Below are 13,608 nucleotides of genomic sequence, written 5' to 3'. Positions count from 1 at the left end.
TGTAGAGCGTACAGGTATCGACTGCCTAGCTCCAGCACTTGGTTCTGTTCATGGTCCTTACAAAGGGGAGCCAAACTTAGGATTCAAGGAAATGGAAGAGATCAGTGGCCTTACAAACATGCCGCTTGTATTACACGGTGGTACTGGAATTCCAACAAAAGATATCCAAAAAGCGATTTCTTTCGGTACAGCTAAAATCAATGTAAACACAGAAAACCAAATTTCTTCTGCAAAAGCTGTTCGTGAAGTATTAGCAACAGACGCTGAAGTATATGATCCACGTAAATACCTAGGACCAGCTCGTGAAGCAATTAAAGCAACGGTTATCGGTAAAATGCGTGAGTTTGGTTCTTCAAACAAAGCGTAATTTTCAAGAACATATAGTTTTAGCTTTATCATACAATACAACAGTAATTTTATCGCCTTGAAAACGAAAAACAAAAAAGCATTTGATCCGTCAAATGCTTTTTTATTTTTTACTCAATACTGGTTAGAGAGGTGAGAAAACACAGTAGGAAAAAAGGTTTAGTTTAGAGTGAAAGGTGGAAAATAAGAAAAGGCGAAAATCAAATAGGAAGGTGTAGAATTGATATATGAATAATAAAGTCACTGGCGTTTTTTGGTGGTCAGTATTTGTTACACTGGCTGTAGTGATATGGGGAGCAGTAGCGCCTGATAACTTTGGAAGCATTATAGGGAATGTTCGTTCTTTCCTTACCTCTAATTTTGGATGGTATTATCTGTTGATTGTATCCCTGTTTTTAATTGTCTGCATTGCATTAGGTTTGAGTAAATACGGTAGAATTAAGTTAGGAAGTCCAGATAGTAAACCAGATTACAGTACGCCAACATGGTTCGCCATGTTATTTAGTGCTGGAATGGGAACAGGACTTGTTTTCTGGGGAGCAGCAGAACCAATTAGTCACTTTATGACAAGCACACCAGAAGGAGTAGAAACAGGAACAAACACAGCTGCACGTGATGCATTACGCTATACATTCTTCCATTGGGGCCTTCATGCTTGGGGGATTTATGGAATTGTAGCACTAGCTCTTGCTTATTTCAAATTCCGTCATGGTAAACCAGGGCTCATTAGTGCCACATTATCTCCGGTTTTAGGTAAAAAAGCAGAAGGACCAATCGGTAAGATAATTGATATTATTGCTATTTTTGCTACAGTTGTAGGGGTAGCCACAACTTTAGGATTAGGTGCTATCCAAATCAATGGAGGATTATCGTTCTTAACAGGCATTTCTAAGAGTTTTGGAACCCAGGTTATTATTATTGTAATTGTTACCATTTTATTTATGATTTCGGCATGGAGTGGTTTAAGTAAAGGAATTAAGATTTTAAGTAATGCTAACTTAGGATTAGCTACTCTTTTACTTTTAGTAGTACTTTTTGTAGGACCAACGGTTTATATTTTAAACATGTTTGTAGACACTTTAGGTTCTTATATTCAGAATCTGCCACGTATGAGCTTTAGATTGTCGCCTTTAAATGAAGAAAATCGTGGATGGATTGATTCATGGACAATTTATTACTGGGCTTGGTGGATTGCATGGAGTCCGTTTGTTGGATTATTTATCGCACGTGTATCAAAAGGTCGTTCCATTCGTGAATTTGTATTTGGAGTTCTATTTGTACCTGCTATTGTCAGCATGCTTTGGTTTGCTGTGTTTGGTACAAGTGCGATTGATGTGCAACAAAAGGGGTTAGCTTCTTTACAAAAACTTCCAACTGAAAATGTTCTTTTTGGAACACTACAACAATTCCCAATGGGAACAATTGCAATTATCGTTGGACTATGTTTAATTGGAACATTCTTTATTACATCTGCCGATTCTGCAACGTTTGTACTAGGTATGCAGTCAACAAATGGATCATTAAACCCAAGTGGTAATGTAAAATTAACATGGGGATTCTTACAAGCAGCAGTAGCGCTTGTACTTCTTTACTCTGGAGGGGAAACAGCGTTAACTAATTTACAAAATATGTTAATTCTTGCCGCGTTCCCATTCTCAATCATTATGATTTTAATGACAGCCTCGCTTATTAAAGCCTTAGGCAAAGATTATAAGCAAGTGAAACAAGGTAATAAAACGAAAAAAGTATCATAACGCAAAGAAAACCTCTTACAGAAGCGTCTACTTCTGTAAGAGGTTTTTTTATGTAGTTTAAATAAAAAAACCTAGGGGAAAAGTCATTGTGAGAATGAAAAGAAAAGGAGGACAAAAATGGATGAATTTCTGAACGTCGTTCAAAAAGTATCAGATTGGATATGGGGGCTTCCTCTTATTATTACATTAACTGCTGTCGGCCTTTATATGACAGTACTCTTGAAATTCTTTCAATTTAGATATCCCCTCTACATCATGAAACAAACATTTGGAAGCGTATTTAAAAAACCAAAAGGAGAAGGAACGGTAACTCCCTTACAAGCTTTAACGTCTGCTCTCTCTTCAACAATTGGAGCTGCTAATATTGTTGGGGTTCCAGCGGCTATTATGTTTGGGGGGCCTGGTGCTGTTTTTTGGATGTGGGTGATTGCCATTTTTGGAATGGCACTTAAATTTTCAGAGAGCGTACTTGCTGTCCATTATCGAGAAAAGAACAGTGAAGGTGAGTATGTAGGTGGCCCAATGTATTACATAACAAAAGGATTAAAAATGAAATGGCTTGGTATCTTTTTTGCTTTTGCTCTAATGATTGAAGTTATTCCAAGTCTAATGGTACAGGGGAATTCACTAGCTGGATCTGTTTCTCAGACATTTTCTGTCTCTCCCCTCATTACAGGGATTATCACAAGTGCCCTCATTGGTTTGATTGTAATTGGAGGAATTAAGAGAGTAGGAAAAACAACAGAGATGTTTGTTCCTTTTATGGCCTTACTTTATGTTGGAGCTGCTCTTTTGGTTGTTATTATTCATATTGACCAATTTCCAAATGTCTTGTCACTTATTTTTTCTTCCGCTTTTCAACCTGTGGCAGCTGTAGGTGGGTTTGCAGGAGCAGCCCTAAGTGACATCATTAGATGGGGCTTTGCTAGAGGTCTCTATTCGAATGAAGCTGGCTTTGGGACAGCTCCTATTGCACATGCAGCTGCGAAAACGGATCATCCAGTAAGACAAGGGTTTTGGGCTATTGTCGGTATTTTTGTTGATACAATTGTAGTTTGCACAGCTACAGCATTTGTGATTTTATCTACAGGAGTATGGACAAAAATGGGCGCTTCCAAAGATACGGATGCTTTAGCGACAGTTGCATTTACTGAAACATTCGGCACAGTCGGAAGTTATATTGTCACGATTTCTCTTTGTTTCTTTGTCTTATCAACGGCACTTGTTTTAGTGTTTTATGGTGTAAAGCAAGCAGAATTTTTATTTGGTGTGAAAATAGGGCATGTGATGAAGGTTGTATACCTAGGGGCTATTATTGTAGGCTCTGTTGGTGGAGCTAAAGTAATATGGAGTTTTCTAGATATTGCGCTTGCCTCTATTTTGTTGCCAAATTTACTCGCTATTGTACTATTGAGTAAAAAAGTGAAGGAGCTAAAAGAAGAATTTTTTACAAGTGAACAATATTATTTATTAGATATCAATAAAGACAAAAATGTGAACTCATCTCTTTGATATATGATTGCTACATGATAGATGTACTTTCAAAAAGAAGAGAAGGTTCAGCCTCTCCTATTTCTTGTCTGCACAGAAAGTCTAAGTTCTGTAAAACAGAGATAGAGCGTTTATTATCAGGATGAGCACGAGCGTAAATTTTTGGGAAGCGATGGACATGAAAACCGAACAAACAGCATGATCTTGCTGCTTCTGTTGCATACCCTTCTCCTTGATAGTCCGGATGAATAGCATAGCCAAGTTCAATTACAGTGTTATGATTTATTTTATTTAACAGAAGTCCTGCTACCCCAATCGCTTTGTGATCTGTTTTGCGATGGACAGCCCAAAGGCCAATTTTAAACGTTATATATTGATTGCGAATATGGTTCATACATTGTTCGATATGGTGATTTTGATTAACAAACGGCAGCATAGATCTTTTAAATAGAATCTCTAAAAAGGATCTATGCTTCGCTGTAATGGGCTGGAAATAAAGGCGTGTGGTTTCTTTAGGTAGCTTCATTCATTTCATCCTCCTTTCTTTTTATCATAATAGACATCATTCATGATTTATATAAGAGAATGTGTAGTATTATTTTCTCAATTTTGTAAAATTTCAAATTATTTGTTATCCTTATACAAGTAAACTGTTCATTGCGAGCAGTTCTATAAAATGTAAGGGAGAGATAAAAATGAAAAAGCTTTTATTATCATTTGTTACCATCCTTGCTATTACGATACTCGCTGCATGTGGTGCGAGTAAAACCGAAACCAAAAGTGGAGCAAAACTTGTGAAAGAAGAAACGCTCACATTTGTAGCTTCAGGGGAATTTAAACCGTTTAGCTATATGAAAGACGGAGAAGTAACGGGATTTGATGTTGAAGTTGGAGAAGCTGTTGCAAAAGAGTTAGGTCTTGAAGCTCAGCCAGAGAAGATGAAATTTAAAAGTATTATTGAAGGCGTGAAAACAGGGCGGTTTGATGCAGCTGTCGCAAGTCATACGGTCAACGAAGCACGAAGCAAACATGTTGCATTTTCAACTCCGTATTACTATTCAGGACCACAAATTTTTACCCGTGCTGATAGTGACATTGAGACATCGGCAGATTTAAAAGATAAAGAAGTCGCTGTGTCAAAAGGTTCTACATATGCCGATGAAGCAAAAAAGTACACAAATAAAATTAAAACATATGACAGTGACATCACAGCTTTAAAAGCTCTTGCAGAAGGTCGTCATGATGCTGTTATTACCGATTTTGTAACCGGAAAAGAAGCAATTGGAGAAGGATTTAAGATCCAAGAAAAGGAGCTTTTAGGAAGAAGTGAGCAAGCTATTGCCGTTTCGAAAGAAAATGAACAGCTTTTAGAAGATATTAATGGTGCGCTTGAAAAACTGCGTGAAGATGGAACATTGAAAAAGATTAGTGAGAAATATTTTAAGGAAGATATTACGGTAAAACCAGAATAAAACGCTAAATATTCTATAAAGAGGAGGAAAGAGAGTGCCAACATTTTCGCATTTTTGGACAACGCTAATTGATACAAGATCAATCTTTTTTGATGCCATGGTTGTAACGCTACAGTTAACAGTAGTTTCAATTCTACTCGGAGTTGTGATTGGTCTCGTCTTTGCTCTTTTGAAAATTTCAGGTGTTAAGCCGCTCGGGTGGCTCTCTGATATTTATGTTTACTTAATTCGAGGAACTCCCCTTATCGTCCAAATCTTTATTTTGTATTTCGGAATGAGCAATATTTTTCTTATTCCAGACTTTTGGGCTGCTTCTATCGCTCTTGCTGTTCACAACGGGGCTTATATCGCAGAAATCTTTCGCGGCTCCATTCAGTCTATTGAAAAAGGGCAGGCAGAAGCAGGGCGTTCTCTCGGCATGACAGCAGGGCTTACAATGAGGCGTATTATCCTTCCTCAGGCTTTTAGACGAGCATTGCCGCCACTTGGAAATCAATTTATTATCGGTTTAAAAGATTCATCACTAGCTGCTTTTATTTCAATGAACGAGCTCTTTAATATTGCTACAACATATGGATCAAACAATTTTGATGAAATGACATACCTTTTAATTGTGGCGATTTACTACTTGATTCTTGTTCTTCTTCTAACTGTTGCCGTTAACTTACTCGAAAGAAAACTACGAACAAGTGATTAAAGGGAGGAGAGCGTAACATGGATGAGAAACGCACGATGATTAAGCTTGAAAATCTGAACAAGTCTTTTGGAGATCTTCACGTATTAAAAGACATTAATATGGTTGTAAAAGAAAGTGACGTCGTTTGTTTAATAGGTGCAAGCGGCTCTGGAAAAAGTACTCTGCTCCGTTGTTTAAACTTTTTAGAAGAAAAAGATAGCGGTCATATTTGGATTGAGGATGAAAAAATTGAACGATCAACTCATAATATTAATGAAATTAGACAGAGAGTTGGGATGGTTTTTCAGCACTTTAATCTGTTTCCGCACAAAACCGTTTTGCAAAACATTACAGAAGCGCCCATCCACGTTCGAAAGGTAAATAAAGTGCAAGCAGTCCAAGAAGCAAGAGAGCTTTTACAGAAAGTTGGCTTAGCTGATAAAGAAAATGTGTATCCAAACAAACTTTCAGGTGGGCAAAAACAGCGGGTTGCTATCGCAAGGGCACTTGCCATGAAGCCTGACATTATGCTTTTTGATGAGCCTACCTCAGCGCTTGATCCAGAGCTTGTTGGGGAGGTCCTAGCAACAATGAAAGAACTAGCTGCAGAAGGAATGACAATGGTCGTTGTAACGCATGAAATGGGCTTTGCACGTGAAGTTTGTGATTGGGTTATATATATGCATGATGGAAAGATTGTCGAAGTTGGCCATCCACATGAAATATTTCATGAACCAAAAGAAGAAAGAACAAAAGAATTTTTCAATACAGTGCTTAGATAAGAAAACGCCTCTTTTTAAAGAGGCGTTTTTTCTCTGTGAAGGCTTTTCCATTCTTCATGCAGTAAGCTATATACTTCTAAATTATGATAATGATCATATAAAAACTCAGCATGACGAGCAGTTCCTTCATGGGTAAAGCCTAGCTTAATCGGAATTCGATTGCTTTTTACATTACCTTGGCCACAGCGAATTTCTACTCTTTCTAACCCATTTTCATGAAAACTATAATGTAGGAGAGCTTCTACGCACTTTGTCATAATACCTTTTCCTTCATAACGCTCAGAAAGCCAGTACCCAATGCTTGTTTGGGAGTTTTGCCATTGAATGGAGTGAAGTCCAATCATGCCGATAATGACGTTGTCATATAAAATAGCAGCTTGCAAGCCTGCTTTTTCCTCATATTGTTTGATCCATATTGGGATTAGTTCACTATATGTACTAAGAGTTGTTGAATCAACCCATGGAAGCCATTTTCTTAAATGTTGCCGTTCCTTTGTTACAAGTGAAAAAAGAGCTTCACCATCATTTTCTGTTACAAGCCTTAGCGTAATATGATCATTAATCTTATAAGGAAACATGTTCTCATCTCTCTTTGTTAGAATTTTCTTGAAATGAATATTATTTTACACCATTTTTTTGAAGGAAGAAAGAGAAACTTTTTTTCGTTATAATAAAAGAAATGTAATTTCATAAAAAAGAATTTTTACAATATATTGAAGTGAGGAGCGAGCATATGAAGAAAATAAACATATCAACTAGTAATTTAGAAAAATGTATTGAGCTTTACAGAGAAGTATTTAAACAACCTCCATGGAATGAGAATTGGTCATATGAAGCGGCAAAGGAAAGGCTTACTGATTTATTACATACTCCCAAAATGTTAGGATTCTTATTTGAAGAAGAAGGAGAGCTTGTTGGCCTAGCAGCGGGCAACTTTAAACGAACATATGGAGGCAGAACATTCTATTTAGCTGAGCTTTGTGTGTCTGTAGCGAAAAGTGGTAAAGGTTATGGATCAACTATGCTGCAGTTGTTAGAAGAGGAAGTTGTGAAGAGAGGAGGAAATAAAATTGATTTACACACATCAGCAAATGGTAGAGCAAAGAAGTTTTATGAGAAACATGAGTATGATGTGAAAAAGGATAGAATCACATTAACAAAGTACCTTTCACACTTTTAAAGGAAATTTTTAAAAAAACCAGAACTAATAAAATGAGGAGGGATGGGATGAAAAAGATTTTGCTCGTTTTAGCACTCGCATTTATGGCTGGTTGCAGTAGTGAAACAAGTGGGGAGAATACAGCAAATAATGATACAGAGGAACTTAAAGTAGAGTTAGATGTTCCGTCAACTGTTCAACAGAATGAAGATGTGTTGTATGAAGCAACTGTTACATATGGAGATGAAAAAGTAAAAAAAGCAGATACTGTTGATTTTGAGTTCAAGGAAGCGAACAGTGACGAAGAAGGAGAGATGATAAAAGCGGAGGAGGAGGAGAACGGGATATATACAATCAAACACCGTTTTGAAAAAGAGGGGACATATGTTGTGCAAGTCCATGTTCTTGCTCATTCTCAGCATGTTATGCCTGAAAAAGAGGTTAAAGTCATAGGAGAGAAATAGGTGAAAGATGTGAAAGTATTAAGTAAAACAGCTTTAACAGCTTTGATGCTTTTCTTCCTCTTCGGTTGTTCAAAGGAAGAAGGCATCTCTTTTTCGTTTCAAAATCAAGAAAATCAAACATTTTCATCCGAAGAGCTAGAAGGAAAAGTATGGATTGCGGACTTTATGTTTACGAACTGCCGCACTGTTTGTTCTCCAATGACGGCCAATATGAAAAAAATTCAAGAGCGAGCTGCGAAACAAGGAATCGACGTCCAATTGGTTTCTTTTAGTGTTGATCCAGAAGTTGATACACCTGAAAAGTTAAAAGAATATGTTGCATATCACGGAGGAGATTTCTCAAACTGGAATGTGTTAACGGGATATAAGCAGAAGGAAATTGAGACATTTGCCAAAGAAAATTTTTCAGCTATCGTTAAAAAACCTGAAGAAAGTGATCAAGTTCTTCATTCTACATCTTTTTATCTTGTAGACAAAGATGGGAAAATAGTAGAAACATTTGAAGGAGTGAAGAACCCTCCCTACGATGATATTTTAAAAGAAGCAGAAAAAGCGGAGGAAAAGAACTAGTCAATCATCCTTTTTGACGGTATAGTTGTATGGTGAAAGTGAAAGAAAGTAGGGATTAGCATGAAAATTAGAATGGCAAACATTGATTATGAAGGAAGAAAAGTTGGACAAGTGTACCTTCATGAAAACAAAAAAGAAGAAACAACACTTATTGCAATTCCTGATTTGGAATGGTCAACAGTTGTTTCCTATGAAGAAGAGATTGAAGAAATGAAAATGCGCGTATTCGCCTCGTTAAAAGAGCGTACAAATGAAGAAGTTGGTCGTGAAATGACGGCTAAAATAAATTATTGGGTTCGCGAAATGTAGCACGCTTAAGTCTAAACTTAAGCGTCTTTTTGCATATCCATTGTTGCATGAACCCCTATCGCATGTTACACCATAAGAAAAACGTAAAGCGGTGAAAACAATGGAAAATGCAATTATCATTGGTGGTGGAATAGGTGGCTTAACAACAGGAGCACTTCTTTCAAAGCACGGATATAAAGTAATAGTACTTGAAGCAGGTGGAGAAGTTGGAGGATGCGATGGGAAATTTTTCAAAGATCTGTTCTCTTTCCCTGTTGGAGCTACATTTGGAATGGGATTTGAAGAGGAAGGGATTCACAACAAAATCCTACGTTATCTAGGCATTAATGTAAACATTTTTCCCCTTTCAGAAGCAATTAGAATTACGGGTTTTTCTGCACCTCTTTCTATTTTTCAGAACAGGACAAATCATCTTAAATAGCTTGTTCAAGTTTTTCCGCATTACAAAGAGAATCTATCTTCCTTTTATGAGAAGCTATGGAAAATTGCTCGAAAAGTGAGAAGGCTCATTGGACGAGTTCCGGTTATGCCCCCTAAAACGCCTCAAGAGTGGAGGTATCTTTTTTCTTCTCTAGGGCTAAGTGATGTATCTCTTCTTTCTTCTTTTATTTACGAAAACGGTTGCTGATTTAGTGAAAAAACATGGTTTAGAAGACTGCCAATCTTTTATTCACCTTCTTGACAGGCAAATCATTGATAGCATGCAAACAACAACAGAGCACTGCTCGCTTTTAATGGGAGCTTTTGCGCTTGATGTTTATCATGAAGGAGCTTTTTATGTTGAAGGCGAACTGTTTATTTTAGCAAGGAAACTTCAAACATTTATCGAACATCATGGTGGGGAAGTGAAGCTGCATTGTAAAGCTATACATGTAGAAAAAAGAGGTGCCCTATTTACAGTTGAAGATGAATACAAACAAAGGTATAAAGCTGAATATGTTGTTAGCAACCTCCCTCTTGGGCAGCTTCTGGGGTTACTTGAAGAGAGGATTGTACAAAATCTTTCTCCAAAAATAAAAGAAAGACAAGGAACAGTGGGGGCGTGTACGATGTATTTTGCCCTAGAAGAAAGGGTGATCCCTTCAGATTCACCTCTTTTTCAACAAGTTTTAACAGGGAAAGGAGTTGCTGAAGGTGAGCACGTTTTTCTTTCTCTTTCTAAAAAGGGCGACACGCTGCGGGCTCCTGATGGGTATAGAACATTAGCATGTTCAACACACGTTCATTTGGATGGAATGCTGATCGTAAACAAGTGCTAAAGAGCAAGATAAGGGAACGTGTTCTTACCATTTTTCCACGTTTTGAAGAAGGGATTGTGCACGAGTTGTCAGGAGAGCCTGAAGCATGGGAGAAGTTTGTTGTGAGAAGGGAAGTTGGTGGGTTTCCCCAAACAAAAGAAAATACGTTTTTTAACGCTGTTTCGCACAGAAGTGGAGTAGACAGATTATGGCTCTGTGGTGACACCATTTTTCCTGGTGGGGGAACGATTGGGGTAAACGTGAGCGGTTACCATGTTTTTAGATCTATCACAAATGATTAGTATAGCCTTTAAACGTTTTACCTTTGCAACTTTGTCGAAAATTGATATAATAAAGAAAAATTCATAAGTATTATGCACTAGGGGAGCTGGAAAAGCCGGCTGAGAGTAAGACCTTTTGTCTTTGACCCTTCAAACCTGAACTAGTTAAAACTAGCGTAGGGAAGTCGCGTTACGATATTAATTGAAGTGTACAAATCGGCTTTTTAAGTTGTACTCTTTACTTACATAACAAGCTTCTCCTAGTGCTCATAGGAGGAGCTTTTTTTGCGTAAAACAACGAAGCTATCAGCAACAGCCCTTTTAATGGCAATTGGAACGTTAACAAGTCATCTTTTTTACATTCCACTTGGGTTTGCCAAGATATTTCCGTTACAGCACGTGATTAACGTGCTTTCTGCTGTATTATTAGGTCCTTTTTACGCTGTTTTATGTGCGTTTGGAACATCGCTTTTACGCAACTTGTTTGGGACGGGTTCAATTCTTGCTTTCCCAGGAAGTATGATTGGGGCCTTTTTAGCAGCATTTTTATATCAGAAAACGAAGAACATGGCGCTCACTGCGTTAGGAGAAGTCGTTGGAACAGGGATTATCGGGGCCATAATAGCGTATCCTTTTGCTCTCCTTTTCCTAGGGAAAAACGTCGCTCTCTTTGCTTTTGTTCCATCATTTATCATGAGCTCGTTTGGTGGAGCGTTACTTGGCTATATCTTTTTGCGTGTACTTATAAAACGAAATGGAATTGAAAATTTAAGGAGGCTAAATTCATGAAAACATCTTTAACAATTGCAGGCTCTGACAGTTCAGGAGGAGCAGGAATTCAAGCAGATTTAAAAACTTTCTCAGCACTTGGTACGTACGGAATGAGCGTCATTACTGCTGTTACTGCTCAAAATACGAGAGGTGTTCTTTCTGTGCAAGATATCTCTCCAAACATCATTGAAGATCAGCTTGATGCTATTTTTACCGATATTAAAGTTGATAGTGTGAAAATTGGAATGCTCTCAACTGTTGAAACAATTAAAGTGGTTGCTAAAAAGCTGAAGGAATACAATGCCTCACATGTTGTATTAGATCCTGTGATGATTTCAAAAAGCGGCTATGACTTGCTTCACCCGGAAGCTGTTGAGGCATTAAAAGAAGAACTATTGCCTCTTGCGTCAGTTGTAACACCGAACGTTCCTGAAGCATGCAAACTTACAGGAGCAGAGATTAAGACAATTAAGGAGATGGAAGATGCGGCACGCCTTTTAATAAAGGAAGGTCCATCAGCCGTTTTAATGAAGGGTGGACATTTAGAAGAAGAACCAACAGATGTTCTTTTTAATGGGGAAACGTTCACACACTTTTACGGGAAGAGAATTCAAACAAAAAACACGCATGGCACAGGTTGCACGCTTTCAGCTGCCATCTCAGCAGGATTAGCACGAGGATTAGTGCTTGAAGATTCGGTAAAACAAGCAAAAGAATATATTACAGGAGCTATTAAGAATAGCTTAAATATCGGAAGCGGACATGGTCCAACTCATCATTTTTATGATCTTTACGAAAAAGCGGGTGTCTATAAAGAGGAGGGATTCAAAATATGAAACAAAGAATTAGTGAGTTGTTAAAGAAAACAAGAGAAGAAAATCCTCTTGTTCATCATATTACAAATGCCGTAACAATTAATGATTGTGCAAATGCAACACTTGCTGCTGGCGGTTCGCCTGTTATGGCAGATGCCATCGAAGAAGTAGAAGAAATGACGTCTATTTCTTCTGCACTTGTCATTAATTTTGGGACAATAAAAAAAGAGTCTCTTGCTGCGATGGAAAAAGCAATGAAAAAAGCAAATGAAAAAGGTATTCCAGTTATCTTTGATCCTGTTGGAGTTGGGGCTACAACATATCGTACGAAATCTGCTCAGTGGCTGTTAGAGCAAGTAAAGGTAACCGTTATTAGAGGGAATGTCTCTGAAGTAGCATCTCTCATTGGAGTAGAAGCTAAAACCTCAGGGGTTGATGCTGGAGAAGTTGGCGAAGATAAAACTACAATTGCTAAAAAAACGGCCAAAAAGTATAACACTGTTGTTGTTATAAGTGGAGAAATTGACGTTATTACAGACGGAGAGCGTGTCGTCTACGTAGAGAATGGTCACCAGATGTTAACGCGTGTAAGTGGGACAGGATGTATGACAGCATCTATTATCGGCTGTTTTGTTGGAGCAAGCGGGAGTGTGCTAGAAGGAGCGATTGCTGGTATTTCCTATATGGGACTTGCTGGAGAAAGAGCCGTAAAGCGTCTTAAAGAAGGAGAAGGAGTTGGCACTTTTAAAATTAATCTTTTTGACGAACTATCAACACTTAAGAGTACAACGTGGGAAAAAGAGGTGAAAATGTATGAAGCAAGACAACCTATCTTATAAAATGTATCTTGTTACAGATTTGTTTGGGGGAACAGAAGAAGAACTTTTAGGAAAAGTGGAAAAAGCGCTCGAAGGAGGGGTAACGCTCGTACAGCTTCGTGAAAAGGAAGCGGACGGAAAAGAGTTTTATGAGCGTTCCCTTCGACTTAAAAAGCTTCTTGATCGTTTTCACGTTCCGCTCATTATTAATGACAGAGTAGATGTAGCACTTGCTGTTGGGGCTTCTGGTGTACACGTTGGGCAAGACGATTTGCCACTAAAAGTTGTACGTTCTCTTGTAGGAGATATGATTGTAGGCGTATCTGTTCGAACGGTTCAAGAAGCGCAAAAAGCAGTTGAGGACGGAGCAGATTATATTGGAGTTGGCTCTGTTTTTCCAACAAGCACAAAACTTGATGCAAAAGGAATTACAAAAGAAGAACTGATTGAAATTACGGAAAGTGTACGCATTCCAGCTGTTGCAATTGGTGGAATTACAGCTGAAAACATTGAAAAATTAAATGGAACAGGTATTAGAGGAGCTGCTGTTGTGTCAGCTATTTTAAAAAGTCAAGACCCGAAGAAAGCAGCGGAAGAACTAAATGAGAAATTAGTTCTTCAATAAAAAAAGAGAGACATCTG

19 protein-coding genes and 1 riboswitch are annotated in these 13,608 nt (G+C 37.9%); of the genes, 17 read left to right on the top strand and 2 right to left on the bottom strand.

All coding sequences use genetic code 11. The features are described from left to right. The 3 genes from BM012_RS18240 to BM012_RS18230 all read left to right on the top strand — a co-directional run. On the top strand, positions 1-367 hold a 367-nt coding region (locus BM012_RS18240), incomplete at its 5' end, for a class II fructose-bisphosphate aldolase (RefSeq protein ID WP_208608087.1). Positions 368-593: 226 nt separating this feature from the next. Beyond that, entirely contained in the window at positions 594-2,120 is a 1,527-nt protein-coding gene (locus BM012_RS18235) for a glycine betaine uptake BCCT transporter (RefSeq protein ID WP_061805946.1), read from the top strand. A 117-nt stretch (positions 2,121-2,237) separates the two neighbouring features. Continuing rightward, complete coding sequence (locus BM012_RS18230) at positions 2,238-3,632, top strand: alanine/glycine:cation symporter family protein (RefSeq protein WP_061805947.1); 1,395 nt, start codon at positions 2,238-2,240, stop codon at positions 3,630-3,632. A gap of 10 nt (positions 3,633-3,642) precedes the next feature. Here the strand turns inward: BM012_RS18230 and BM012_RS18225 are convergent, their stop codons facing one another. Beyond that, the gene (locus tag BM012_RS18225; protein ID WP_061805948.1) at positions 3,643-4,137 is read right to left on the bottom strand and encodes a GNAT family N-acetyltransferase; all 495 of its coding nucleotides are present in this window, start codon (positions 4,135-4,137) and stop codon (positions 3,643-3,645) included. 169 nt (positions 4,138-4,306) lie between these two features. Between BM012_RS18225 and BM012_RS18220 the strand changes: the two genes are divergently transcribed. The 3 genes from BM012_RS18220 to BM012_RS18210 are packed head-to-tail and all read left to right on the top strand — an operon-like array spanning position 4,307 to position 6,541. Further along, complete coding sequence (locus BM012_RS18220) at positions 4,307-5,083, top strand: transporter substrate-binding domain-containing protein (protein WP_061805949.1); 777 nt, start codon at positions 4,307-4,309, stop codon at positions 5,081-5,083. Positions 5,084-5,117: 34 nt separating this feature from the next. Continuing rightward, positions 5,118-5,780 carry an amino acid ABC transporter permease gene (locus tag BM012_RS18215; RefSeq protein WP_019393365.1) on the top strand — a complete coding sequence of 221 codons (663 nt, stop codon included), beginning with the start codon at positions 5,118-5,120 and terminating at the stop codon, positions 5,778-5,780. Between the two features lie 17 nt (positions 5,781-5,797). Beyond that, positions 5,798-6,541, top strand: a complete 744-nt coding sequence (locus BM012_RS18210) for an amino acid ABC transporter ATP-binding protein (RefSeq protein ID WP_061805950.1) — start codon at positions 5,798-5,800, stop codon at positions 6,539-6,541. A gap of 14 nt (positions 6,542-6,555) precedes the next feature. On the opposite strand, the gene BM012_RS18205 is transcribed toward BM012_RS18210, so the two are convergent. After that, positions 6,556-7,119 carry a GNAT family N-acetyltransferase gene (locus BM012_RS18205; RefSeq protein ID WP_061805951.1) on the bottom strand — a complete coding sequence of 188 codons (564 nt, stop codon included), beginning with the start codon at positions 7,117-7,119 and terminating at the stop codon, positions 6,556-6,558. 155 nt (positions 7,120-7,274) lie between these two features. On the opposite strand from BM012_RS18205, the gene BM012_RS18200 reads away from it, so the two are divergent. The 11 genes from BM012_RS18200 to thiE all read left to right on the top strand — a co-directional run bounded on the left by BM012_RS18200 (position 7,275) and on the right by thiE (position 13,591). Continuing rightward, positions 7,275-7,721: a GNAT family N-acetyltransferase gene (locus BM012_RS18200; RefSeq protein WP_061805952.1), complete on the top strand. Its 447-nt coding sequence runs from the start codon at positions 7,275-7,277 to the stop codon at positions 7,719-7,721. 47 nt (positions 7,722-7,768) lie between these two features. Further along, entirely contained in the window at positions 7,769-8,164 is a 396-nt protein-coding gene (locus tag BM012_RS18195) for a FixH family protein (RefSeq protein ID WP_061805953.1), read from the top strand. After that, on the top strand, positions 8,165-8,734 hold the full coding sequence (locus BM012_RS18190) for an SCO family protein (RefSeq protein ID WP_064505046.1): 570 nt from the start codon (positions 8,165-8,167) through the stop codon (positions 8,732-8,734). A 60-nt stretch (positions 8,735-8,794) separates the two neighbouring features. Continuing rightward, the gene (locus tag BM012_RS18185) at positions 8,795-9,043 is read left to right on the top strand and encodes a YueH family protein (protein ID WP_061805954.1); all 249 of its coding nucleotides are present in this window, start codon (positions 8,795-8,797) and stop codon (positions 9,041-9,043) included. 100 nt (positions 9,044-9,143) lie between these two features. Then, the gene (locus BM012_RS25935; protein ID WP_082802651.1) at positions 9,144-9,464 is read left to right on the top strand and encodes an NAD(P)-binding protein; all 321 of its coding nucleotides are present in this window, start codon (positions 9,144-9,146) and stop codon (positions 9,462-9,464) included. A 163-nt stretch (positions 9,465-9,627) separates the two neighbouring features. Next, complete coding sequence (locus BM012_RS25930; RefSeq protein WP_082802652.1) at positions 9,628-10,302, top strand: FAD-dependent oxidoreductase; 675 nt, start codon at positions 9,628-9,630, stop codon at positions 10,300-10,302. Next, the gene (locus BM012_RS25925; RefSeq protein WP_139210379.1) at positions 10,251-10,583 is read left to right on the top strand and encodes a phytoene desaturase family protein; all 333 of its coding nucleotides are present in this window, start codon (positions 10,251-10,253) and stop codon (positions 10,581-10,583) included. Before BM012_RS25930 ends, BM012_RS25925 begins: the two co-directional genes overlap by 52 nt. 69 nt (positions 10,584-10,652) lie before the next feature. Next, a riboswitch (TPP riboswitch) is annotated at positions 10,653-10,763 on the top strand. 84 nt (positions 10,764-10,847) lie between these two features. Further along, on the top strand, positions 10,848-11,351 hold the full coding sequence (gene thiW / locus BM012_RS18175; protein ID WP_040058113.1) for an energy coupling factor transporter S component ThiW: 504 nt from the start codon (positions 10,848-10,850) through the stop codon (positions 11,349-11,351). Beyond that, the gene (gene thiD, locus BM012_RS18170; protein WP_061805955.1) at positions 11,348-12,169 is read left to right on the top strand and encodes a bifunctional hydroxymethylpyrimidine kinase/phosphomethylpyrimidine kinase; all 822 of its coding nucleotides are present in this window, start codon (positions 11,348-11,350) and stop codon (positions 12,167-12,169) included. Before thiW ends, thiD begins: the two co-directional genes overlap by 4 nt. After that, positions 12,166-12,987, top strand: coding sequence for a hydroxyethylthiazole kinase (thiM, locus tag BM012_RS18165; protein WP_061805956.1), 822 nt, complete (start codon positions 12,166-12,168; stop codon positions 12,985-12,987). Before thiD ends, thiM begins: the two co-directional genes overlap by 4 nt. After that, positions 12,962-13,591: a thiamine phosphate synthase gene (thiE, locus tag BM012_RS18160; protein WP_061805957.1), complete on the top strand. Its 630-nt coding sequence runs from the start codon at positions 12,962-12,964 to the stop codon at positions 13,589-13,591. Before thiM ends, thiE begins: the two co-directional genes overlap by 26 nt. Positions 13,592-13,608: the final 17 nt, after the last annotated feature.

It is taken from the genome of Priestia endophytica DSM 13796, assembly GCF_900115845.1.
In the GTDB taxonomy this organism is placed as follows: Bacteria; Bacillota; Bacilli; order Bacillales; family Bacillaceae_H; genus Bacillus_I; species Bacillus_I endophytica.
Note: the sequence above shows the minus strand (reverse complement) of the source record. Positions and strands in the feature narration are given on the sequence as shown.